The sequence below is a fragment of the Paenibacillus sp. FSL H8-0457 genome (genome assembly GCF_038051935.1).
GTDB lineage: Bacteria > Bacillota > Bacilli > Paenibacillales > Paenibacillaceae > Paenibacillus_AQ > Paenibacillus_AQ lautus_A.
In genome coordinates, this window is record NZ_CP150293.1 from 4,733,868 (window position 1) to 4,758,822 (window position 24,955).

A 24,955-nucleotide genomic window follows, 5' to 3' on the forward strand; every position below is an offset into this window, starting at 1 on the left:
AAAAAAACTCCTGCCGAACCAATCGGGAGAAGTTTCATGATTTCCATATAAAAAGCCCCTCTTTCGCGGAAACCGTCCAATTATTACCTGCGAAAAAGGGGCGACTGTGTGCCTGATTTATTGTATTGTCTCGTATCAGACTTCCATGATGATCGGCAAGATCATCGGTCTGCGACGTGTTTGTTCATACAAGAAGCGTCCCAAAGCGTCTTTCACGCTGGTCTTCAGTGACGCCCATTCATTCACGTTTTCGCTCATCAGCTTCTGAAGCGTGCTGGAAACGATACGGTTGGCTTCATCCAGAAGCCCTTCGGATTCTCGTACGTATACGAATCCACGGGAAATAATATCGGGACCGGAAACGATGGAGCCGTTTTGTTTGCTCAACGTAACGACAACGACCAGAATTCCGTCCTGGGACAGAAGCTTGCGGTCGCGCAGTACGATGTTCCCTACGTCCCCGACGCCAAGTCCGTCAATCAGCACATTGCCGGCGGTCACTTTGCCGGCTTTGCGGGCCGAGCCGCCTTGAATCTCCACAATTTCTCCGATATCGGTAATAAAAATGTTGTCCGGATCCACGCCAACGGATTCCGCAAGCAGGGCATGACGGCGCTGCATCCGGTACTCCCCATGGACAGGGATGAAAAATTGCGGTTTCATCAGATTCAGCATCAGTTTAAGCTCTTCCTGGCTACCGTGACCCGACACGTGGACGCCCGAATTGGATCCGCTGTAAATGACGTCTGCTCCAAGACGGAACAACTCATCGATCGTACGACCCACGTACTTCTCATTTCCAGGTACTGGAGTCGCTGCGATGATGACCGTATCTCCCGGCAGAATGTCCACCTTGCGGTGAGTGGAACGAGCCATGCGCGTGAGCGCTGACATCGGTTCTCCCTGACTGCCTGTACACAATACGACAACGCGGTCCGCTGCCATTTTGTTAACCTCTTCGGGTTCGATCAGCATGCCGTCCGGAATGTGCAGGTATCCAAGCTCTGCGGCAATGGACACAACGTTAACCATGCTTCTGCCGATTACCGTTATTTTGCGGCCGGTGGACTCGGCTGCGTTGACAACCTGTTGAATACGGTGTACGTTCGATGCAAACGTTGCAACTACAACCCGCTGTTCGGCTTTGCGGAAGATGTCTTCCAGCACGATGCCTACGTTTTTCTCGGAAGGCGTAAAGCCGGGGCGCTCTGCGTTTGTACTGTCCGACAGAAGTGCCAATACTCCCTTGCTTCCGATCTCAGCCATACGCTGCAGATCCGCATACTGGTCATTGACCGGAGTATGGTCAAACTTAAAGTCACCCGTGTGCACCACATTGCCTTCCGGCGTTTCGATACAGATCCCCACGGAATCCGGAATGCTGTGATTGGTTTTGAAGAAGGTCGCTTTCAATGTGTTTCCGAGTTGAACTTCCGAATCCGCATGGATCAGAATCCGTTTCGTCTCACCAAGCAAATTCGCTTCTCTGAGCTTGTTTTCCACCAATCCGAGCGTCAATTTCGTTCCGTATACAGGAACGTTCAGGTGTTTCAATACGTAAGGGAGGCCGCCGATATGGTCCTCGTGACCGTGAGTCAGCAAAATCCCTCTCACTTTGTCGCGATTTTCCGTTAAATAGCTAATATCAGGAATAACAATATCAATCCCAAGCATATCTTCTTCTGGGAACTTCAATCCCGCATCCACGACAACGATGTCGCCTGCATACTGGATGACATACATGTTCTTCCCGATTTCACCGACGCCGCCCAAGGCAAAAATCGATAGTTTATCGCTGCTTATTTTCTTAGACAAATGTATCTAACCCTCCTATAGTTTTGGACGTCGTACCATTGTTATATTAAATTTCAAAAAAATACCGCACCCAGTCACTTGAATTCATTATACATGATGAAAAAGTGAAAACACAAGTCAGCCACCTTCGTGAGCCATAGGATGCCCAGAATCAGAAGGGTTTAAAACGAAGAAAGCCACCGCCTTCGATGAAGGCAGTGGCTCTGAAAATAGGTAAGCGGCAGCTTACAAGGAAGACAGCATATTACGGATAAAAGCAGCCTCGTTCTCGCTTGGAGCAACGAGCGGCAGGCGAACCCCGCCGACTTGATAGCCGCGTTCGTTCAAAGCGAATTTTACCGCCGCAGGATTCGGAAGCGGGTCAGGACATTCAAAGAGGCCTTTGAACAGCGGGAATAAGGATTGATGAAGCTTGGCAGCTTCCTTCACGTTCCCCTCCACGTAGGCTTCGATCATGTCCTTCATGCGGGCACCTGCAATATGGCTGGCCACGCTTACGATTCCATAAGCACCTACCGACAATGCAGGCAATGCCGCGGAATCGTCGCCGGAATATACAATGAATCCTTCGGGAGCACCTGCGGCAATGCCGGTAACCTGGTCAATCGAAGCGCATTCCTTGGTCGCAACGATGTTCGGAATTCGTGCCAGCCTTAAAGTGGTGGACGTGCTTAGGCTGATGCTCGTTCTTCCAGGCACATTATACAGCATGACGGGCAAGGAGGTTGCCTCGGCAATCGTCTTAAAATGCTGGTAGAGTCCTTCCTGGTTCGGCTTGTTGTAGTAGGGTGCAACAAGCAAAATGCCGTCAACGCCGCAGCTTTCGGCTTTTTTCGTCAATTCTGCAGAATGTGACGTATTGTTGCTGCCGGTGCCTGCGATGATCTTGCTCCGTCCGCCCGCCTGTTTCACAGCGAACTTAAACAATTCAAGCTTTTCGTCTTCGCTAAGCGTTGGCGATTCGCCGGTCGTTCCAGCAATGACCAGGGAATCCGACTTCTGTTCCACAATCAGGTGCTCAATCAATCTCGCAGTCTCGTCCCAATTGATCTGGCCGTTCTGATCAAAAGGGGTTACCATAGCCGTAATCAGTCTTCCGAAATCCACAATGATTCCTCCTTAAAGCATTCCCGCGCGGGAATGCTTCCTTCGTAAGTAATCTTATCTATATTATTTCCTATCAAACGTTTTAAGGGAATATCCGTCTTTAGTAACTTTATCGGTGAAGCTCAAATTTATGATGAAGTGCGCGCAGCGCTTGAGCCATATCCTCTTTTTTAACCAGTACCCATATCGTCGTATTCGAATCCGCGGATTGCAGAATCGGAATGTCGTGCTCGCTCAAGGATTCCACGATTTTGGCCATGATGCCCGGAACGCCGTTGATGCCGCCGCCAATGACGGACACTTTGGCACAGCCGGATAAGCTTTTCGGTTTCAGGTCCAGGCTCTGCAGAACTTCGATCGCCTTCTCCGAATCGCTGTCAAACACCGTATAAAGCACTCCGGTAGGGGTAACATTAATAAAGTCCACGCTGATGGAATGCTCGGCCATCGATTTAAATACCTTCAGTTGAAGACCTTCCGTGCGATCGCATTCCACCGAGATTTGCGTTATGTTGCTTACATAGGCAACTCCCGTCACAAAGCGGTCCACGATTCCGGATTGAATATCTCTGAAGCCTTCAGGCTGGGTTACCAGCGTGCCCTCATTATCCGAGAAGGTCGACCGCACTCTGACCGGAATTTGGGATTGCATGGCAATCTCAACCGCTCTAGGATGAATGACCTTTGCCCCTTGATGAGCCATGTTGCAAATCTCCGTGTAACTCACGTAACTAAGCGGCTTCGCATCCTCGACGATGCGGGGATCCGCCGTTAGAATGCCGTTGACATCCGTGTAGATATCTACCATTTCCGCGCGAAGCGCGGCTCCGAGCGCTGTAGCCGAAGTATCGCTTCCGCCTCTGCCCAGCGTGGTAAAGTCGCCGGAATCGGTCTGCCCCTGGAAGCCGGTTACGATGACAACCTGATAACTCTCCAACTCTTTCAAAACCCGTTCAGGTTTTACGTCCTTGATACGTGCATTTCCGAAGTGATCGTCTGTGAGAAATCCGGCTTGTGCACCCGTCAGCACCGTTGCGGTTATCCCCTCATGCTGAAGGAGACTGCACAGCGTTGAAGCCGAGATAATTTCACCGCAGCAGAGCAGCAGATCCCGTTCTCTGTCTGGAAGCGCGTTTCCGTTATGCCCGATCCAGTCCAGGAGCGTGTCTGTCGCATAAGGCTCCCCTCTGCGTCCCATAGCCGATACGACCACGACCAATTGGTAGTGATTGGCCAGTTCACGCTGGATGTGCCCAATAACATGGGTTCTTGCTTGCGGTGTAGACAATGAGGTGCCGCCGAATTTTTGAACTAAGATGCGCATAAAATATTCCTCCGTTTATATATGCCCAGGAGACGTAAATTGCGGGCCGACCGACTGAAACGGCCGGCTATTAAGCCTGGCCGTTCCGTTGTTGATGATGATTTCTGCGATTAGCACAGCATTTCCATGCTGCACCCTTCAGAAGATGATCTAGCGAACTCCAGATCATAGTCCTTCTTGAATTCAACGTACATGGATTTCGAATGCCCGTTAACGACCGGGATGCGTACACTAGCAGCCGTCACTTCAATGGATTCGTCGCCCATCATTTTTTTGGTCTCGCGGACCATCTTCATTTCTTCCAGGGTATAACCGTTCTCTGTAAATTTATCGAGAATATTCAACGATCATCGGCTGGAGCTGTTTCCCTTCCAATGCCGCATAACAAGCTTCCGGAATCAGATTCATTTTGGCGACAAGCGAGTTCGGTTTCTGCTGCGGATTATCCTGTCCGTAAGGGACGAAATATATGTTTTTGGTAACCAGCAGCTTCGCGATATTGGCCGCATTCAGTCCAAGGCCGTCATTCGTTGAGATCGCCAGCACCAGCGGTCTGCAATTTCTCATCTGCGCCTTGGCTGCCATTAAGACAGGACTGTCAGTCATCGCGTTGGCCAGCTTACTGGTCGTGTTTCCCGTGCAAGGGGCGATAACCAGGACGTCAAGCAGCTTGGATGGGCCCAGCGGTTCCGCCTCCACAATTGTAGAAATAATATCATTCCCGGTTATATCTTTCAACTGTTTCTGCCAATTTTCCGATGTGCCGAATCGGGTATCGGTCGTCATGATGGTGCTCGATACAATCGGCACCACATTCGCTCCCCCGTCTTTGAATCGCTGGATCTGCGGCATCACTTCTTCGAGTGTGCAGTGCGATCCTGTCAGGGCATAACCCACTGTAATTCCATTCCAATTCATTTACGCATCCCCCCGAATCTTGATTTCTTCAGAAATCAGCTCCACCAGCGTGTTGGCCATGATGATGCCGGCTGTTTTTGGAGCCACGATTCCGGGTAGTCCGGGTGCGAGCATGGCTTTGATACCCCGTTTCTCGGCATAGCGAAAATCGCATCCGCCGGGTGCGGAGGCAAGGTCAATAATGACAGCCTCCCGAGGCATTTTCGAGATGATTTGTGCTGTGACTATCATAGTTGGAATCGTGTTAAAAAGCAAGTCAATATCCGACACATAAGAACCCAGATCCCTTACCAGGAAGGGCTTCCAGCCCATTTCCTCAGCTCTTGCGTAGTGCTCCGATTTACGTACCCCCATCCGAATTTTGGCACCCAGTCCCTGCAGGCTGCGAGCCATTGTAAATCCGGTCCGTCCCATGCCGAGCACCATGCTTGTAGATCCGTGGATCGTAAAATCCGTGTTTTGGATCGCCATCATGAGTGCGCCTTCGGCGGTCGGAATGGAATTATAAATAGCCACATCGTCCCTCTCCAATATCTCTACCAGCTTGATCTTATATTTGTCACATAGCGAGCGCAAATAGGGTTTCGCCATGCCTGTATAGATCACTCCATGTCCGGGCATCGCCGCGATATGTTCTTCCTGCAGTCGCAGCGGCCCTTCCGAGAATAGCGCGCTGACACGTCCCTCATCATCACATCCCACTACAGGCAGGATCAGAGCATCGGCGTCCGATAACAGCTCTGGCGTAAGCGGCTCGCGAGTCACTCCCTGAAAAGAATCCTGCAGTTTCTCAAACCCGGCGATCATGACGGAGGCATCCATCTCAGCGCATTTGCGAATCACTTCAATTTGCCTTGCGTCTCCTCCAACAAAGACGGTCCGGACTCCAGTCAGCATGGAAGGCCTCGCTCCTTTCTTCAAACCAACGTATAAAGCATCTTATGCTGCCGCCTATGGGGAGGTGAGCGCATTTCCTTTAAACTACCGCCTTAACGCAGTAAATAACGTTAGGAGAGATAAGTCCGGCTTCATGTCCATCCTGCTTGAAGATCAACGAAAAAAACACCGCTCCGTTTCAACCGGAGCGGTGTTCATGCTGATATCATGATCCTGATGATACCCTTAAGCTTCCATGGTATATTTATTTGCCGGTATGACCGAATCCGCCCGCCCCGCGTACCGTATCGGACAGTTCGTCAACTTCCGTAAATTCTACGGCAGGCACGGATTTGAACACCATCTGGGCAATCCGCTCATTACGCTCAATCGCAAAAGGCTCCTGTCCCAAATTGACAAGCAGCACCTTGACTTCCCCGCGATAATCGGCGTCAATCGTACCCGGAGCATTCAGGCAAGTAATGCCATGTTTGTAGGCAAGACCGCTGCGTGGGCGAATTTGCGCCTCAAGCTCGGCCGGCATGGCAATCGCAAAACCGGTCGGGATTAATTTGCGCTCACCCGGGTTTAGCACCACCGGCTCTTGAACGGCAGCGTGCAGGTCGAAACCCGCAGCCAGCTCGGACATTTTCACCGGAAGTTTCACATCTTCATTTCCTGGCAATCTATTGATTTGAACGTAGTGCAACAAATTCATTCCTCCTAAGTACATTCAGTGCTTTATCTGAAGTTCCTACCATCGCTAGTGCATATGGAGTCCCGAACATACGGTCAAGAACCGCGTTGACATCCTTCATGTCGACCTGTTCGATCCGTTTAATGATCTCGTCCAGACTGAAATGACGGCCCAGCATCAATTCGTTCTTACCCAGGCGATTCATGCGGCTGCTCGTGCTCTCCAGACTCAGGATGAGACTGCCCTTCAATTGTTCCTTTCCTTTGCGCAGCTCTTCCTCCGTCATCCCGTTCTGTGCCAAATCATGGAGCATTTCCGTGGTCAGCTGAAGCACTTCTTTTGTCTGTTTGGGCGCTGTGCCTGCATAGATGGTAAACATGCCGTTATCCGCGTGGGAACTGTGGTACGAATATACCGAGTACGCCAGCCCGCGCTTCTCCCGAATTTCCTGAAACAAGCGTGAGCTCATGCCGCCGCCAATGGCGTTATTCAGCAGAACCATCGCATACTGAAGCTCGTCGCCGATCGAGCAGCCGGGAAACGACATGCAGATATGATTCTGCTCCGTTTTCTTCTTGCGGAACTGCACGCCGTCCAAAAAGGCCGGTACCGCCAGCGGCTCCGACGTTCCATGGTTCGCAAAGCCGCCAAAATGGCGCTCCAATAACGCAATCACTTCATCATTGATGTTGCCGGCCAGGGCAATCACCGTATTCTCAATGGTATAGTGTCGGTCCATGTAGGATCTCAGCGCTTGCGAATCCATCGATTCCAGCCGCTCCTTCGTGCCGAGAATCGGATAAGCAAGCGGGTGGTCACCGTACACTGACAACGACATCAGATCATGAACCAGATCATCCGGCGTATCTTCATACATCGCAATCTCTTCAAGAATGACATTTTTCTCCTTGGCTAACTCGCCCGCATCCAGCTTCGAATTGAAGAACATGTCGGACAGCACGTCAACGGCAATCGGAAAATGCTCATCCAGCACCTTGGCATAATAACACGTATATTCCTTGGACGTAAAAGCGTTGACGTTACCGCCGATGGCATCAAATTCTTCAGCAATGGCACGGGCGTCAAAGCGCTCCGTCCCTTTGAACATCATATGCTCTATAAAATGCGTAATCCCGTTGATGTCTTCCGATTCATTGCGGGATCCGGTTTTCACCCAAATGCCGAATGAAACCGAACGACTTGTCGGGATTTGCTCCATAACCACTCTCAGGCCGTTAGACAATTGTATTTTTTTCACGAATAGGCCCCCCTAACTGTTCCATCAAAGGCTCACTTCGGCTGACAATCAGCCTCATGCCATCCATTCATTCTATCAAACTTTACCATGCGGCTCAACTTCCCTTTGGCATGATTCGCTCCGGTGAAAGCGTCTGGCTGACGGTCCCGATCTCCAGTCCCTTGGCCCGTATTCCGTCAATCATTCCTTTTAATGCTTGGGAAGAGGAGTCCGTTGGATGCATCAATATCAAAAATCCCGGCTCCACCTTCGACGTAATCTTCTGAACGACGGCATCCGGCGCCGGATGCTTCCAGTCGACCGTGTCAAGCGTCCACAGCACCGTCTTCAATCCTCTTGCATGCGCGATGGATACGGTCTGCTGATTGAAATCGCCGGAAGGCGGTGCAAACCACTTATTTACTACGCCCAGGCTTTCTTTAAGCAGATCCTGCGTCTTCGCGATTTCCATCTCCGCCCGTTCCCTGCTGAGACGGCTCATGTTCGGATGCGTAAAGGCATGATTCTCCACCTCATGGCCTCGTTTCACGATCTCGGCGGCCAGCTCCGGGTTTTTCTTCAGCCAGCTGCCATCCAGGAAAAACGTAGTTTTCACCTTCTCCGCATCGAGCGTATTCAGCATCGGCACCAGAAATTCATTCCCCCACGCCACGTTAATCATTATCGATACCATCGGCTTGTTGGGGTTCCCTCGATAGATCGGTTGTTCCCCCAGATCATCGAGCGTGACTTTAGCCGGTATCTGCCGGTAAACGTAGGGAATGGCATCGCCGGCTTTACGTTTCTTCGACGATGCTGCTTGATATGTAGCTTCGATATCGACTTCGAGTCCATTGTATCCGGGAATCGCTTTCCACACCGAGTCCACCCTGGCATCCACCGGCTCGATACGCGATTTAGCCGCAGCGGCTTCAATTTGACCCAATAAATCCAGATCCACTGCCGTCTCTGAACCACTGACGAGATGCGCCTCCGGTTTGTTCTCCAGCCCCGATACGTATTTCCAAGCCCCGCTGAACACAGCAACAGCCGACACCATTGCGGCACCGGTCAGCAGCACGGCCATCTTTTTTCCATTCATGGGCATATCCATCCTCCCTAGAGAAGCTTTGTCCCATTTTATGTGCGATCTGACGGAAATATGTACCGAAACATGGGGCCTTAAGCCGTGAAAGCTTGACCCGATGCTTATCCCGGAGCAAGAACATAGGAAATCCGGCGTCTGATGAGCAAAAAAGAGCCAGAATGATAGGTTCTGCCTCTTTTCCTTCTATCGATATGCGGTTAAACCTGCAAGCGCGAATTAAGATCCGCTCTTGCTGGCTTCGGTTGTCAACACGGCTTTGCGAGACAGGTTAATCCGTCCCTGCTGGTCGATTTCGGTAACCTTCACGGTAATGACGTCACCGATTGCAACCACGTCCTCTACCTTCGCTACGCGCTCAGTCGAGAGTTGGGAGATATGCACAAGCCCGTCTTTGTTAGGCAGGATTTCAACAAATGCACCGAATTTCTCAATCCGTTTTACAGTACCTGTATAGATTTCGCCAACAGCCACCTCACGCACGATGCCTTCAATAATCGAAAGAGCCTTCTTGTTCATCTCATCGTTGGACGATGCGATGAATACGCGGCCGTCTTGTTCGATATCGATCTTCACGCCGGTCTCTTCGATGATTTTGTTGATGATTTTGCCGCCGGCCCCGATAACATCGCGGATTTTATCCGGGTTGATCTGCATCGTAATGATCTTAGGCGCATATTGGGACAGCGTTTCTCTTGGCTTTTGAATGGCTTCCGCCATTTTTCCAAGGATGTGCATGCGTCCTTCTTTTGCCTGCTGCAGCGCTTCCTGCAAAATCGCGCGGTCGATGCCGTCGATCTTGATATCCATCTGAATGGCGGTAACCCCGTCAGGCGTACCTGCCACTTTGAAGTCCATGTCGCCGAGATGGTCTTCCATCCCTTGAATGTCCGTCAAGATGGAAACGTGGTCTCCGTCTTTAATCAAGCCCATCGCCACGCCGGCTACAGGCGCTTTGATCGGCACCCCTGCGTCCATCATGGCAAGCGTGCTTGCGCAAATGCTCGCTTGGGATGTCGAACCGTTCGATTCAATCACCTCGGACACGAGGCGAATCGTGTACGGGAAATCCACTTCATTCGGAATGACCTTCGACAATGCACGTTCACCCAGTGCACCGTGACCGATTTCACGACGGCCCGGAGCGCGAAGCGGACGCGCTTCCCCAACGCTGAACGGCGGGAAGTTATAATGGTGCATGAAGCGCTTGGTCTCTTCCAGATCGATTCCATCGAGAATCTGTACATCGCCTAGAGCACCTAGTGTACATACGCTAAGAGCCTGGGTTTGTCCACGCGTAAACAGACCGGAGCCATGCGTTCTAGGCAGCAGGCTGGTATCGCAATCGATAGGACGGATCTCAGACAGACCGCGGCCGTCCGGACGAACTTTATCGTGCGTGATCAAACGGCGAACTTCTTCTTTCACGATATCGTGAAGGACCTCTTTAACATCCTTCAATAACTCGGGTGTCTCGATGTATTTCTCTTCGAACACGGTGTATGCTTCGTCGTTGATAGCGTCAATCGCATCTTGGCGAGCGTGTTTCTCCTCAATGCGAACGGCTTCAACAAGACGGGCTTCCGCAAATTCGCGCACTTCGCGATTCACGGTTTCATTGACCGCATGAAGCTTAACCGCCATTTTCTCTTTGCCGCAAGCTGCCACCAGCTCTTCGATCTTGGCTACGATTTTCTTGATTTCCTCATGCCCGAACATGATCGCTTCCAGCATGACTTCCTCAGGAACTTCGTTCGCTTCGGCCTCGACCATCATGATCGCATCTTTGGTGCCGGCGACGACCAGATAAATATCGCTTGCTTCCTGCTCCGCAATGTTCGGGTTCACGACAAAGTTGCCGTCAACGCGCCCCACCGCAACGCCGCCGATCGGACCGTTAAAAGGCACGTCCGAGATGCTCAAGGCAGCGGAGGTACCGATCATGGCCGCAATTTCCGGCTCGCAATCCTGATCAACGCTCATCACCAAATTCAGAACTTGAACGTCATTCCGGAATCCTTCCGGAAACAGCGGACGAATCGGACGGTCTGTCAGACGGCTGGCAAGAATCGCCTTCTCGCTTGGTCTGCCTTCGCGTTTGATGAATCCACCCGGAATTTTACCGACTGCGTACAAGCGCTCCTCATAGTTGACCGTCAATGGAAAGAAATCCAGATCCTTCGGTTCACTGGAAGCCGTCACCGTACACAGGACTGCCGTTTCGCCGTAACGAACCATAACAGCCGCATTAGCCTGCTTCGCAAGGCGCCCTGTTTCGAACACGAGGGGTCTTCCGCCAAGCTGCATTTCAACACGTGTTTCCATGTAATCCCTCCTCATGGGGATAAATTTTTTTGAAATCCTAATCATCAGCATGTTTTTGCCAAACGCTGTCCACATTTCCTAACCAGAGTCATCGAAGCGGTCGAATATCACGAACCTATGTACAGGAACAACCCGAACCGTATAGAAAACATTCTCCGTATAGATTGCCCCGGTTATACCATGAAGTGAAAATTAGCGAACAGACCACGCCTACCATCTATCAAGAATCTATATTAAGATAACCCCACAAAGTGGAGTTTAGGCTATGAAGCGTACGCAGTACTTTGTGGGGAAGCTTTCGTAACGGTAAATTGTACAATACTTAGAAAAGAGCCCGGCTGTGCCGCTGTCGTTCCAAGAAGGACAGTGGACAACCAGGCTGTTTTCGGCACATCTTATGGATGATTAGCGACGCAATCCAAGCTTCTCGATCAAAGCACTGTAACGTTTAACATCCTTGTTTTTCAAGTATGCAAGCAACTTACGGCGTTGGCCGACCATTTTCAACAATCCGCGACGGGAATGATGATCCTTCTTGTGCGTACGCAAGTGGTCAGTCAAGTTCGTAATGTTTTCCGTTAGGATAGCGATTTGCACCTCTGGGGATCCTGTATCGGACTCATGAGTTTTGTGCTCGTCAATCAGTTGTTGTTTACGTTCTTGAGTCAATGCCATCCTGTTCACCTCCCTCATTATAATCGCCGTTGGCCCAGGTACCGACGGTGAGATCGAACATCCAAGCCAAGGTTAGAATTGCCCGATCCTCGGGCAACCTCTAAGAGTATAGCATACTTTACCTGAAAAAGAAAATCCGTTTGCGAACAATTTGTCCCAAAACGTTTTATTCGCTGACATTCAATATTTTGCGGGCCTCGACGGCATCCCGCTGAATCCATTCCACAAGCTCCTGAACCGATTCGAATTTATGCTCCTTGCGGATATATTGAACGATATCCACCGTCATGATCTGGTCGTACAGATCCCCTTCGAAATCAAACAGATGGACCTCGAAGATCGGTTCAGTAATCCCTTCGTGGAACGTCGGCTTCACGCCGACGTTCATGACGCCCGGTATCCAGTCGTAATGCTTATCCGTGCGGGCACGGACGGCATAGACGCCCAATGCAGGCGCCACGAACGGGTCCGTCAATTCCAGGTTCGCGGTAGGGAAACCGATCTTTCTTCCCCGCTTCTCCCCGTGAACGACCGTACCCCGGATGTGGTAATTCCGTCCGAGCCAGCGGTTTGCGTCCGACAGCTGTCCAGTTTTTAAGGCAATCCGTATGGATGAACTTCCTACCTTCTCGCCATCGACCAGGAATGGCGGTACCGTAACGACCGACATTTTGCCTTCGCCGAGTTCCTGAAGTTTAACTGCGTCTCCTGCGCCTTTATGGCCGAACCGGAAATCAAATCCGACTACCGCCGTTTGAAGATTCAAGGGAAAGAGCATTTCTTCAACAAACGCTTCCGGACTTACTTGGGAAAATTCTTTATTGAACTCGACGACGTACAGAATATCGATGCCCATCTGCTCGAGCAGCTGCTGCTTGTCAGGCTGGGGTGTCAGATAGCCTTCATAGCTCCCCTTACCGATCACGTCCTTCGGATGCGGATAGAAGGTAATGAGCGCGGCCGGCACTCCATTCTCCCGAGCAATGTTGACAGCGGTCGAAAGCACGCTGGCATGTCCCAGGTGAAGACCGTCGAACTGGCCGATTGCCGCTACCTTGGGCTCGGCAGCTTCTCGTACGATGTCGGAAGATACAGGATAAGATAATGAAACAATCCTCATGATTTCTCACCTCCACTCACTAAATCCAGTCATGCTTAGGAAAATACTTTCACGGGAACGATAGCGCCCGTCTCTTCCTGACGCTTATAGATGCCCAGAAAGTTTTCCTTTATATCGTACAAACGGATAGGCTCCGAACTGTCGACGGCCGGTTCTACCGCCCTGGAGGACAAACGTTGCCCCTTCAGCGCGGCCTCCGCCTTCTCTTCGGAAACCGTATGCTTTGCTAGATGATGAATCGCCTGATCCACCGGAATAAGCCGGGTTTGCAACGTTTCATCCTTCATGAACTGCTCAATTTGCTCTAGTGTCAAGCACTGCGCCTCGGTGATTCCCGCCGATATCGTACGTACCAGCTTAACCATGACGGACGGCAGGCCGAGCTTCCTCCCGATATCCACACAAAGCGTGCGGATGTATGTACCTTTGGAGCACAGTACACGGAAAGAAATTTCCGTATACTCCCCTTCCGCATCAAAGTCCGTCATCTCGATTTCATGAATCGTTACGGTACGGCTTTTGCGCTCCACCGTCTTGCCTTCTCTGGCAAGCTCGTACAATCGTTTGCCGTTGATTTTGACGGCGGAGTACATAGGAGGAACCTGAGAGATCTGGCCTCTAAAAGATTGCAGCGCTTCAAGCGCCTCGTCTCTGGTCACGCGGACTTCATCCGCAGTCTCCACCACATTCCCGGTAATATCCTCGGTATCGGTCGAGTATCCAAGGCGGAGGACCGCATGATACTCTTTAGGCAGCTCCTGCAGATATTCGACGACCCGCGTGGCTCTCCCCAAGCATAACGGAAGCACGCCCGTCACTTCAGGGTCCAGCGTCCCGGTATGTCCGATCCGCTTCAAACGAACCATTCCCCGAACTTTGGCTACCACATCGTGGGAGGTCCATCCGGCCGGTTTGTGAACGGCCAAGATGCCTTCTAATTGCGTCATAGCTTTAATCTCACCTGCTCTACTACTTTAGGGATGATGTCTTGAAGGGAGCCTTCCATGCTGCACCCTGCCGCCCGGACATGGCCGCCACCGCCAAAAATTTGGGCCAATGCGGCAACATCCACTTTGCCGGCTGAACGCAAACTCGCCTTGACCATTCCGGATTTCAGCGATTTGAACAGAATCCCGACTTCGACTCCCTGAATGTTTCGGGGATAATTGACGATCCCTTCAAGATCCTCGCTAACGGCACCGCATAATTCCATATGCTCGGGGGTTACGTACACCCAGGCTATTTTACCGTCATCCGACAGACTCAACGTGTTTAACGCCTGAATCAGCACCTTCATCTGCGGCAGCGTCATTTCCTCCAGCAGCGTTTCCGCAATTTCAGGGCCGTTCACACCATAGGATAACAGATCGGAAGCCATGCTCATGACCTTGGGCGACGTATTGGAATAACGAAAACCGCCAGTATCCGTTAACAATCCGGTATAAATCGCAGTAGCGATTTCGGCATCCCAATCGATTTCAAACAAATTCAGCAAATCATAAAGGATTTCTGCGGTTGCAGCCGCCTCGGGCACAACCAGGTTAACGGCTCCGTAACGATCATTCGTTGGATGATGGTCAATATTAACGATGCTCGCATGATCGGCAAACACCTGCTGCGTATAACCTACTCTCGCAAAATCCGCGCAATCCACGCAAATGACGTTTGAAAACGTCCTTCCCGGCTGCTGTTCGGACAGATTGAGAATGTCTTCTGCATGCCACAGCTTTTTCATGCGCTTCGGGATGGGCCCTTCGTTGATCATCGTGAATTTCTTGCCCAGACATGAGAGAAGCCAGCCCACCGCAAGGGTGGAACTGACTGCATCTCCATCGGGCTGAACATGCGACACAACCAAATAATCATCGTGCTCCAGCAGAAACGACTTCACCTGCTGCAGCTCTTGTTCATAGGTCTGCATTCGCCCTCTCCTTTATAAACAAAAACTACTCTATTTCTCTTCGCGATCCACGATTTCGGTCAGCAGCTTCTCAATATGGCTGCCATAAGCAATGGAATCGTCGAATTTGAAGATCAGCTCCGGAACATGCCGGAGACGAATTCGCTTGCCCAGCTCAGAACGGAGAAAGCCGCTTGCCTTCTCCAGCCCTTTCAAGGAAGCCGCCTTCTGCTCGTCGTCGCCGAGCACGCTCAGGTATACCTTCGCTTGGGAAAGGTCGTTAGTTACATCCACGCCGGTCACGGTAATAAAACCGATTCTCGGGTCTTTCAATTCCGTTTGGATCAGTTGGCTGAGCTCTTTTTTAATCTGCTCGCCTACGCGCCCAGTTCTGATTTTTGCCATGGTCTGATCACCTCATTCGTTAGCGCTCTACCGTCTCCATGATGAAGGCTTCGATTACGTCCCCTTCTTTGACGTCGCTATAGCCTACCAAGGTAATACCGCACTCGTAACCCTGTGCCACTTCTTTAGCGTCATCTTTAAAGCGCTTGAGGGAATCGATCTTGCCTTCATGAACGACAATGCCGTCACGGATCAAGCGAGCTTCTGCGTTACGCGTAATTTTACCGGATGTCACCATACATCCTGCAATCGTACCCACTTTGCTCACTTTAAAGGTGTTGCGGACTTCCGCATGACCGATCACGGATTCTTTATACTCCGGATCGAGCATCCCCTTCATAGCTTGCTCAATTTCCTCGATTACATTATATATTACACGGTGCAGACGGATATCAACCTTCTCCTGCTCGGCGGTTTGCTTCGCTTGAACGTCAGGACGAACGTTAAACCCGATTACGATCGCGTTGGAGGCAGCTGCCAAAATAATATCGGATTCGGTGATGGCACCGGCACCGCTATGGATAATCTTGACGCGAACGCCTTCCACTTCGATTTTGTTCAAGGAGCCTTTCAGCGCCTCGACGGAACCTTGCACGTCACCTTTGATAATAACGTTAAGATCCTTGATCTCGCCGTCTTTAATGTGCTGGAAGAGATCATCCAGCGTCACCCGCGTATTCGTGTTCAATTCGGATTGACGATGGGTAATCGCACGCTTATCCGCGATATTACGCGCTTTACGCTCATCCTCGAACACCATGAACGGATCGCCGGCGCCCGGAACTTCAGTCAAACCGGTAATTTCGACCGGCGTTGATGGTCCGGCTTCTTTTAAACGACGGCCTTTATCGTTCACCATGGCGCGAATACGTCCAAAGCAGTTGCCGGCTACGAAGGCGTCGCCCACTTTCAACGTACCATGCTGAACGAGGATGCGTGCTACCGGTCCTCTGCCTTTATCAAGCTCAGCTTCAATCACGGTACCGCGCGCGCGTTTATCAGGGTTTGCTTTATATTCATTCACTTCTGCTACCAGAAGGATCATTTCAAGCAAGTCTTCCAGACCCATCCGCTGTTTCGCCGAAACGTTAACAAAGATGGTATCTCCGCCCCATTCTTCAGGCACTAACTCGTATTCCGTCAATTCTTGTTTCACTTTATCCGGGTTAGCGTCCGGCTTATCGATTTTGTTCACGGCAACGATGATCGGCAAACCTGCCGCTTTAGCATGGTTAATCGCTTCGACCGTCTGTGGCATCACGCCGTCGTCAGCCGCAACCACGATGATCGTCATATCCGTTACTTGTGCACCACGGGCACGCATGGCCGTAAACGCTTCGTGGCCCGGTGTATCCAGGAACGTAATCTTCTTGTTGTTGATCTCGACTTGGTAAGCACCGATATGCTGCGTAATCCCGCCAGCTTCGCCACTAGATACGTTCGTGGAACGGATCGCATCCAGCAGCGTCGTTTTACCGTGGTCAACGTGACCCATAATCGTAACAACCGGTGGACGCTCTTTCAGTTCTTCCGGAGCATCGTTTTCTTCAACGGTCTCAAAACGATCTTCCTCTACCGGAATTTTCACTTCGACTTCTACACCGAATTCGCCAGCGAGCAATAGAATCGTATCGATATCCAGCTCCTGGTTGATGGTGGCCATCACGCCGAGGAAAATCAGCTTCTTGATGACTTCGGAAGCGTCCTTATGAAGCAGCTTCGCCGTTTCACCGACGGTCATGTTGCCACGGACGATAATTTTCTTCGGCGTGTTGTCGATTTTCTCACGAGGCGGCTGCTGATTATGTTGATTCCGGCCGCGGTTGTTCTTGCCACCGCGATTGTTGCCACGGAATCCTCCCTGACGGTTGTCATCAAAACGCTTGGAGTCTGAACGATTGTTATTGTTGTTTCTGGAACCGCGGTTCTGGCCGTTACTGTTATTGGATCCTGAGAATCCGCCTCCGGTTCCACCCGGCTTGCTCTGAGGACGCGCTCCGCCTGGGTTGTTGCCGCCCTGCGGACGCGATCCGCCCTGATTATTGCCTTGCGGACGCCCGCCGCCTTGACCTCCGCCTTGTGGACGGGATCCGGTCTGCGTGCTGCCGCCCGGTCTGGAGCCTTGGCTGCGATTATTCTGCTGGCTTCCTTGTGCGGAGCCAGATTGGTTTCTTCGGGTATCCTGCCCTCCTTGGGGACGCTGGGAACCTGAAGCTTGTTGTGTGTTTGAATTCGTTCTACTATTCATACCTACCTGCTTTTCCTGTTGTTTTTTGGGCTGGCTTTGACCTTGTTGTCCTGATACTCGTTGTCCTGAATGACGCATACCGTCCTGCCCATTACGGTTGCCGTCTGCATTCACGTTAGTGGAAGTGCCTTCTGTTTTAGCATGGGATACGGATGCGGCTGCATTCGCTCCGGAACCCGAAGGTTTGCGGTTCTCGGTTCGGGGAGCGTCGCCACTGTCCCGCTTAGCTGCCGCATTCGATTTGATATCTTTGAAGAACTGCTCTACCTTGGACACCGTATCGTTTTCCATTACGCTCATGTGGTTATTGACCGGAACGTTCAAACGCTTAAGTATCGTGATAATTTCTTTACTGCTCATGTTCAACGATTTAGCATATTCGTACACTCGAAGTTTATTGTCTTTGTTTTCCTGTTTACTCAATATACTCCACCTCCGACATTGTCTCCATTTTCTTGGAGATCATTCCTGCGAATCCTTGATCCGTAACTGCCAGCACAACCCGCTCGGGTTTACCTACACTTGTGCCCAGACTTTCCCGGTCAAATCCGATTACCAGAGGGATATTGTAAGAACCGCATTTGTCGCGGAACTTCTTTGTTGTATTATCTGAGGCGTCACCCGCCAGAATAACCAATTTTGCTTCAGAAGACCGGATGGCTTTGAGCACGATCTCATCTCCGGTAACCACCTTACCTGCCCTCATGGCCAGGCCGAGCTGAGAAAGCGCCCTATTCATCATCGGCAGCACTCTCTTTTGCAGCCAGGAATTCATCCTCAACCTTGATGAAATCCTGTGCCAACTGTTCGTAGATCTCAGGCTTCACATGTTGTTTCAACGCTCGATCCAGTGCTTTATTTTTGTGTGCCAGCTTGAAGCAGGAAACCTTGCCGCATAGATACGCTCCCCGTCCCGACTTTTTGCCGGTGAGATCGATCAGGACAGCGTCATCGGGAGTCCTGACAATCCGGATGAGCTCTTTCTTCGGCATCATTTCCTGACACGCCACACATTTACGCAGCGGTATCTTTCTCTGTTTCAAGACGACAACCCCCCGTCATTTGGAATTAATCGACAGAGACGGAATCCTGGTGCATTTCACCTGATTGGGACTTCGGTCTGCCAAATTCCTGCTCCGCCTGACTTTCGCTCTTAATATCAATCTTCCAGCCGGTCAGCTTCGCCGCGAGACGAGCATTCTGGCCTTTGATCCCTATCGCCAGCGAGAGTTGGTAATCCGGAACGATTACGCGCGCCATCTTCTCATCTTCAAATACTTGGACTTCAAGCACTTTGGATGGGCTCAGCGCATTGGCCACGTATTCTTCGACCTGGTCGGAATAACGCACGATGTCGATTTTTTCGCCGCGAAGCTCATTGACAATCGTTTGTACGCGCAATCCCTTAGGCCCTACGCAAGAGCCGACCGGATCGACTTCATCGTTGCGGGAATACACCGCAATTTTGGAGCGGAATCCTGCTTCGCGCGCAACCGAGCGAATTTCCACGACGCCGTCGAAAATTTCCGGCACTTCCAGCTCGAACAGGCGCTTCAAAAGGCCCGGATGCGTACGGGACAGCATAATCTGCGGCCCTTTGGTTGTGTTCTCAACCTTCGTAATGTACGCTTTGATCCGGTCGCCATGCTTGAACTTCTCGTTAGGCATAAGCTCGGTAAGCGGCAGTGCCGCTTCGATCTTGCCAAGGTCGATATAGATGTTGCGCAAATCCTGACGCTGCAGCGTACCCGTAACGATATCGTCTTCCTTGTCAATAAAAGCGCTGTAGATCAGGCCGCGTTCGGCTTCTCTAATGCGCTGGGTAACAACCTGCTTTGCCGTTTGAGCGGCGATCCGTCCGAAATCACGCGGCGTAACCTCGATTTCCGCTATATCTTCGATCTGAAAATGCGGATTGATCTCGCGTGCGGCATGCAACGAAATTTCAGTGCGCGGATCCAGAACCTCGTCCACGATCAGTTTCCGTGCGAACACCTTGATAACACCCGTGTTGCGATTCATGTCTACCCGTACATTTTGCGCGGTGTTGAAATTGCGCTTGTAACTTGAGATCAGTGCCGCTTCAATGGCTTCAAACAGCACATCCTTGCTGATGCCCTTCTCTCTTTCCAACTCATTCATCGCTTCAATAAAATCCATACTCATTGAAAATCGGTTCCCCCTTTCAAAACTTCCGTTTAAAAAATGATGGCCAATCTGGCACTGGCTACTTTTGCATATGGAATCACGTGCTGCTTCTTCGCGGTCTGAATGACTAGCTCCTCGTTATCAAAGGATTCCAGCTTGCCTTCAAACTCCTTCAACCCGTTAATCGGCTCGTATACCGTAACAAACACGTTCTTGCCGACTGACTTCGCAACATCCTCTTTTTTCTTCAGGGGACGTTCCGCGCCAGGAGAAGAGACTTCAAGAAAATAAGCCGTCGGAATCGGATCGTTCTCGTCCAGCTTCTGGCTCAGGTATTCACTGATTAAACCGCAATCGTCAATGTCAATGCCGCCGTCTTTATCAACAAACACGCGCAAAAACCAGTTGCTTCCTTCCTTAACGTATTCCACATCTACCAGTTCAAAGCCGTGTTCGTCCAAATACGGCTGCACCATTTCTTCCACAGTCGTTTTAATCTTTGATGTGCTCAAAGAACATAACCTCCAAGTTGATTTCCTATATACCAAAGAGTAAAGAGTGGGTTGCCCCACTCTTTACACAACGGTTTTATCTCCATGATTACCAAAAAAATTATAACATAGTCTGGTAATAGTGACAAGTATGACTCCTTGACTGTCAAGGCGTCACGGCCATGAAAGAATGACAAGAATCAGAACAATGACAACTGGTTGCTCTCCGGCAGACCGCGGAAGCATCCCATTTGGGTCAACAGCTCCACGGCGGTTTTGCTTGCCTTCGATTTTTGCTGGAAATCCTCGATGGAGAGGAATTCTCCGAATTCACGCGCGGCGGCTATGTTGCGGGCGGCGTTATCGCCGATTCCCGCAAGCGCAGAGAACGGCGGAATGAGCGAGTCGCCATCCACCTTGAATCTCAAGGCGTCGGATTGATACAAATCGATGTTCTTGAATGAGAAGCCCCTTGCCGTCATTTCCAGCGCCATCTCCAGAATCGGCAGCATGCCTTTTTCCTTCGGACTCGCTCCGAATCCGAGCTGCTCGATCTCTTCAATCCGGCGATAGATCGCCTCATAACCCTGACAGCATAATTCGATATCAAAATCCTCGGCGCGGACCGAGAAGTAGGTTGCGTAGTATTCAATCGGATAATACAGCTTGAAGTAAGCCGTTCGCACCGCTGAAATAACATATGCGGCGGCGTGGGCTTTCGGGAACATGTACTGGATTTTGAGACAGGAATCAATGTACCACTGCGGCACTTTGCATTTCTTCATCTCGTCGATCCATTCCTGGGACAACCCCCGGCCTTTACGCACGCTTTCCGTAATCTTAAACGCGAGGCTGGCGTCCATGCCGGCCTTGTAAATCAGGAACAGCATGATGTCATCGCGGCAACCGATAACGGTTTTGATGTTGCAGGTTCCATTCTTGATGAGCTCTTGTGCGTTGCCGAGCCATACGCCGGTTCCATGTGAAAGTCCCGAGATTTGCAAAAGGTCAGCAAAACTCGACGGCTGCGACTCCACCAGCATCTGACGCACGAACTTGGTCCCCATCTCCGGCACGCCGAAGGTGGCCACCGGCGAGCGTATTTGCTCCGGCTTCACGCCCAGCGCTTCCGTTGAGTTGAACATGCTCATTACTTTCGGATCGTTCATCGGGATGGTCGTTGGGTCCACCCCGGTCAAATCCTGGAGCATTCTCATCATCGTCGGATCATCGTGTCCGAGAATATCCAGCTTGAGCAAATTCGCTTCAAAGGCATGATAATCGAAATGCGTCGTTTTCCACTCCGCGTTGACATCATCGGCAGGGTACTGCACAGGCGTTATCTCTTCAACCTCGATGTAGTCCGGCACAACGACAATACCGCCGGGATGCTGGCCCGTGCTGCGCTTGACGCCGGTACAGCCTGACGCCAGCCGGTTTAATTCCGCGCCACGCCAGCGCTTGTTGTTGTGCTCCTCGTATTTCTTGGCAAAGCCGAACGCCGTCTTCTCCGCCACGGTGCCGATGGTACCGGCACGGAATACGTTCTTCTCGCCGAACATCTCCTTGGTGAAATTATGGGCATGCGGTTGATATTCGCCGGAGAAGTTCAAATCGATATCGGGAACCTTATCCCCTTTGAAGCCCAGGAAGGTTTCGAACGGGATATCCTGTCCTTCGCCCTTCATCATGTTTCCGCATTCCGGACAAGCCTTGTCCGGCAAGTCGAATCCGCTCGGCACGCTGCCGTCCAGGAACCATTCGCTGTGCTTGCAGTCGCTGTTCAAGCAAATGTAATGCGCTGGCAGCGGGTTAACCTCGGATATGCCGAGGAACGTCGCAACGACGGAGGAGCCAACGGAACCCCGGGAACCAACCAAATAGCCGTCCCGATTCGATTTTTTCACCAGCTTCTCGGAAATCAGATAGTTCGCGGAGAAGCCGTATCTAATAATCGGCTCCAGCTCTTTCTCCAACCGGGCCACAACGACCTCGGGCAGGTTCTCCCCATAGATCGACTTGGCCGTGTCGTAGCAGGTGTTGCGGATTTCTTCGTCGGCCCCCTCCAGGATCGGCGTAAACAGCTTATCCGGGAACAGCTCCAAATCTTCAAAACGGTCGGCCAATTCGCTTGTGTTCGTTACCACGACTTCATAGCATTTGTCCTGACCCAAAAACTCGAACTCTTGCAGCATCTCTTCCGTAGTCCGAAAATGCGCGTCTGGCTTGCGCATATCCTTGAGCGGGCTGAAGCCGGTAATGCCATGGATGGTGATGTCCCGGAACAGCTTGTCCCGCGGTTCCAGATAGTGCACATTCCCTGTAGCGATGACCGGCTTGTTCAGCTTTTCGCCGATGCGCACGACTTTGGAAATGGCGGTTTTGATCTCTTCGGGGCTGCCTACCAGGCCTTTGTCCACCAAATGCATATACATCGTCAACGGCTGGATTTCCAGAACGTCGTAAAAGCCTGCAATCTCTTCGGCTTCTTCCTCCGTCTTGTTCAGCACCGTTTCGAAGAACTCCCCTTTTTCGCAGCCGGACAGCACCAGCAGCCCGTCCCGCATCTCTTGGAGCTTGGATTTCGGGATGCAGGGCACCCGCTTGAAATATTCGGTATGCGACATGGAGACCAGTTTGTACAGATTCTTCTTGCCCGTCATGTTCAAAGCGTAAATCCCGCAATGGAACGGACGGGTATTGGACAGGTCCATGCCCACGTAATCATTAAGACGGTCCAGCATCTTCACGCCTTTGGTTTTGTCTACGTCGCTGAGGAGCCCGTTCAGGATTCCCGCCAGCGCAATTGTATCGTCGATCGCGCGGTGATGGCTTTCTAGCAGCACCTTGTACTTATCCGCCAATGTGTTAAGGCGGTGATTCTTAAGTCCCGGATGCACCAGTCGGGCCAGCTCCAGCGTATCCAAATACGGATTCTCCAGCGTGTCCATGCCTGCATTCTTGAGTGCTGCCTGAATGAACCCCATGTCAAACCGCGCGTTGTGAGCCACGAGCACGCCATCGCCGACGAATTCAACAAATTCCTTCAGTACCGGCTCCAGTTCAGGAGCATCCTTGACCATATCGTCATTGATGTTCGTCAATTGCTGGATATGGTACGGAATTCGCTCGTGCGGATTAACAAACGTGGCGTACCGGCCAATCTCCTTGCCTTCGTGCATCTTCACGGCTGCAAGCTCGATGATCTTGTTCGCGGTGATGGACAAACCCGTGGTTTCAATATCGAATACCACGTAAGTCGCGCTGCTCAGCTCAATCGGCTGTGCCTGTTCCACGATGTTGACGGCATCATTCACGACATTGGCCTCGATGCCGTACATCATTTTGATTCCGTGTTTCTTGGCGTTCTTGGCTGCGTCAGGATAACACTGCACGCCGCCGTGATCACTTACGGCAATCGCTTTATGTCCCCAGGCGGCCGCGGTTTTGATGTACCGGTCGATCGGCGTGACCGCATCCATCGTGCTCATAGTGGTATGGAGATGGAATTCCACCCGCTTCTCGGCAGCGTTATCCTTGCGGGAAGGGGGCGCCTTGACTTCATTGAGGTCGGACGGGATCATGACAAGCTCCGGCACCTGCATAAACCGGTCATATTCCACGCGTCCGCGTGCCTTCACCCATTTGCCGTTCTCAAGAAGGCTCAGGACCTTCAAGTCATCCTTCGTTTTGCCAAACATCTTCATCTGCAAGGAATCGCTGAAATCGGTTAAGTTGAAGGTAAACAGCGTGCTGCCGTTTCGGAGCTCCTTGCGGTCCAACCCGAAAATGGTACCCTGGATCGTAATTTTCTTCTCTTCGTCCTGGATCTCCTGGATCGAAACCGGCTGATCCTTGATATCATATCCGACCTGCAGCCGAACGTCGCCTTCTTCCTCGTCCTCGGCATCCAGCTCCGCTTCCATGCTGCTCATGATCTGTTCGATAACCTCGCGCTCTTCCTCGCGCTTCCTCTGCTCGAACTCCTCGTAAGCGGCCTGGCCGTTATCGCCGACCTGCATCTTCACGCGCAGTGTCAGATCGAAGTACTGCCCGAAGAATCGGGTTATGGCGGCATCGATCTGTTTCTTGCGGGCAAGTTCAAGCGACATGCCATCCGACATGGAGAGAAGGACCTGCCCATCTTCCACCTCGTGTTTCGCCCTTGTCATCCAGCCATTGACCGATGGAATCTCCCGGTGTGCCCACTCCAGAAACAAGCCCCAATACTCCTGCACGATATCGGCCTCCGGAACGCCGCTTCCATACCGGAACACAAATTTGATCTTTGCGATATGTCCCATCTTCTCCTGAATCCTCAGGCAAAATGTACGATAAACTTCGGCCGGGACCAAGGTCTCCTTCTGAACGGTTATCCTCCAGTCCTTGCTGTTCCTGCTGGTCTCTACTTGTTCAATCACACCGTCTAAAAAATAGGGTTCCACCAGATTGGCCGGAACTTCTCCCTGCTTGATCAGCAGTTCAAATCGCTTCCTTTTATCTTCAGTCGTGCCCATGGTTCCCTCCCCCTGCATAACATAAAGCTGTAAGAAAAACTTCTATC

General features: G+C 51.4%; 20 protein-coding genes and 1 pseudogene. All 21 read right to left on the reverse strand.

Features of this window, described 5'->3' with window-relative positions:
• Positions 1–135: 135 nt before the first annotated feature.
• The 21 genes and pseudogenes from MHI43_RS20970 to MHI43_RS21070 all read right to left on the reverse strand — a co-directional run bounded on the left by MHI43_RS20970 (position 136) and on the right by MHI43_RS21070 (position 24,908).
• A complete protein-coding gene (locus tag MHI43_RS20970) occupies positions 136–1,815 on the reverse strand; it encodes a ribonuclease J (RefSeq protein ID WP_009594732.1) in 1,680 nt (559 codons plus the stop codon).
• Between the two features lie 225 nt (positions 1,816–2,040).
• Positions 2,041–2,922, reverse strand: a complete 882-nt coding sequence (dapA, locus tag MHI43_RS20975) for a 4-hydroxy-tetrahydrodipicolinate synthase (protein WP_036659239.1) — start codon at positions 2,920–2,922, stop codon at positions 2,041–2,043.
• A 109-nt stretch (positions 2,923–3,031) separates the two neighbouring features.
• On the reverse strand, positions 3,032–4,246 hold the full coding sequence (gene dapG, locus MHI43_RS20980; RefSeq protein WP_036659238.1) for an aspartate kinase: 1,215 nt from the start codon (positions 4,244–4,246) through the stop codon (positions 3,032–3,034).
• A gap of 125 nt (positions 4,247–4,371) precedes the next feature.
• Positions 4,372–4,581 (reverse strand): annotated as a pseudogene (locus tag MHI43_RS20985) (Asd/ArgC dimerization domain-containing protein); the annotation flags it as partial.
• Positions 4,574–5,164 (reverse strand): dipicolinate synthase subunit B, encoded by a 591-nt coding sequence (locus tag MHI43_RS20990; protein WP_009594715.1) that lies wholly within the window; start codon positions 5,162–5,164, stop codon positions 4,574–4,576. The gene MHI43_RS20990 and the pseudogene MHI43_RS20985, both read right to left, overlap by 8 nt.
• Complete coding sequence (gene dpsA, locus MHI43_RS20995; RefSeq protein ID WP_015736295.1) at positions 5,165–6,061, reverse strand: dipicolinate synthase subunit DpsA; 897 nt, start codon at positions 6,059–6,061, stop codon at positions 5,165–5,167.
• A gap of 244 nt (positions 6,062–6,305) precedes the next feature.
• A complete protein-coding gene (gene dut / locus MHI43_RS21000) occupies positions 6,306–6,752 on the reverse strand; it encodes a dUTP diphosphatase (protein WP_015736296.1) in 447 nt (148 codons plus the stop codon).
• Positions 6,727–7,995, reverse strand: a complete 1,269-nt coding sequence (locus MHI43_RS21005) for a pitrilysin family protein (protein ID WP_009594719.1) — start codon at positions 7,993–7,995, stop codon at positions 6,727–6,729. The genes dut and MHI43_RS21005 overlap by 26 nt, the downstream gene beginning before the upstream one ends.
• A 94-nt stretch (positions 7,996–8,089) precedes the next feature.
• The gene (locus MHI43_RS21010) at positions 8,090–9,082 is read right to left on the reverse strand and encodes a polysaccharide deacetylase family protein (protein ID WP_036659236.1); all 993 of its coding nucleotides are present in this window, start codon (positions 9,080–9,082) and stop codon (positions 8,090–8,092) included.
• 216 nt (positions 9,083–9,298) lie between these two features.
• On the reverse strand, positions 9,299–11,404 hold the full coding sequence (gene pnp / locus MHI43_RS21015; protein WP_015736299.1) for a polyribonucleotide nucleotidyltransferase: 2,106 nt from the start codon (positions 11,402–11,404) through the stop codon (positions 9,299–9,301).
• A gap of 405 nt (positions 11,405–11,809) precedes the next feature.
• Positions 11,810–12,079 (reverse strand): 30S ribosomal protein S15, encoded by a 270-nt coding sequence (rpsO, locus tag MHI43_RS21020; RefSeq protein ID WP_006211281.1) that lies wholly within the window; start codon positions 12,077–12,079, stop codon positions 11,810–11,812.
• A gap of 166 nt (positions 12,080–12,245) precedes the next feature.
• On the reverse strand, positions 12,246–13,199 hold the full coding sequence (locus MHI43_RS21025; RefSeq protein ID WP_015736300.1) for a bifunctional riboflavin kinase/FAD synthetase: 954 nt from the start codon (positions 13,197–13,199) through the stop codon (positions 12,246–12,248).
• A 35-nt stretch (positions 13,200–13,234) separates the two neighbouring features.
• Positions 13,235–14,146, reverse strand: a complete 912-nt coding sequence (gene truB, locus MHI43_RS21030; RefSeq protein WP_015736301.1) for a tRNA pseudouridine(55) synthase TruB — start codon at positions 14,144–14,146, stop codon at positions 13,235–13,237.
• On the reverse strand, positions 14,143–15,120 hold the full coding sequence (locus tag MHI43_RS21035) for a bifunctional oligoribonuclease/PAP phosphatase NrnA (protein ID WP_036659235.1): 978 nt from the start codon (positions 15,118–15,120) through the stop codon (positions 14,143–14,145). The genes truB and MHI43_RS21035 overlap by 4 nt, the downstream gene beginning before the upstream one ends.
• 30 nt (positions 15,121–15,150) lie before the next feature.
• Positions 15,151–15,504, reverse strand: a complete 354-nt coding sequence (gene rbfA / locus MHI43_RS21040; protein ID WP_009594729.1) for a 30S ribosome-binding factor RbfA — start codon at positions 15,502–15,504, stop codon at positions 15,151–15,153.
• 19 nt (positions 15,505–15,523) lie between these two features.
• Positions 15,524–18,175, reverse strand: a complete 2,652-nt coding sequence (gene infB, locus MHI43_RS21045; protein ID WP_036659234.1) for a translation initiation factor IF-2 — start codon at positions 18,173–18,175, stop codon at positions 15,524–15,526.
• Positions 18,168–18,491 carry a ribosomal L7Ae/L30e/S12e/Gadd45 family protein gene (locus tag MHI43_RS21050; RefSeq protein ID WP_200868593.1) on the reverse strand — a complete coding sequence of 108 codons (324 nt, stop codon included), beginning with the start codon at positions 18,489–18,491 and terminating at the stop codon, positions 18,168–18,170. The genes infB and MHI43_RS21050 overlap by 8 nt, the downstream gene beginning before the upstream one ends.
• Complete coding sequence (locus MHI43_RS21055) at positions 18,484–18,795, reverse strand: YlxR family protein (protein ID WP_009594698.1); 312 nt, start codon at positions 18,793–18,795, stop codon at positions 18,484–18,486. The genes MHI43_RS21050 and MHI43_RS21055 overlap by 8 nt, the downstream gene beginning before the upstream one ends.
• Before the next feature lie 25 nt (positions 18,796–18,820).
• Positions 18,821–19,918 (reverse strand): transcription termination factor NusA, encoded by a 1,098-nt coding sequence (gene nusA, locus MHI43_RS21060; RefSeq protein WP_009594773.1) that lies wholly within the window; start codon positions 19,916–19,918, stop codon positions 18,821–18,823.
• A 32-nt stretch (positions 19,919–19,950) separates the two neighbouring features.
• The gene (gene rimP, locus MHI43_RS21065; protein WP_036659231.1) at positions 19,951–20,412 is read right to left on the reverse strand and encodes a ribosome maturation factor RimP; all 462 of its coding nucleotides are present in this window, start codon (positions 20,410–20,412) and stop codon (positions 19,951–19,953) included.
• 179 nt (positions 20,413–20,591) lie between these two features.
• On the reverse strand, positions 20,592–24,908 hold the full coding sequence (locus tag MHI43_RS21070; RefSeq protein ID WP_015736305.1) for a PolC-type DNA polymerase III: 4,317 nt from the start codon (positions 24,906–24,908) through the stop codon (positions 20,592–20,594).
• Positions 24,909–24,955 lie beyond the last annotated feature (47 nt).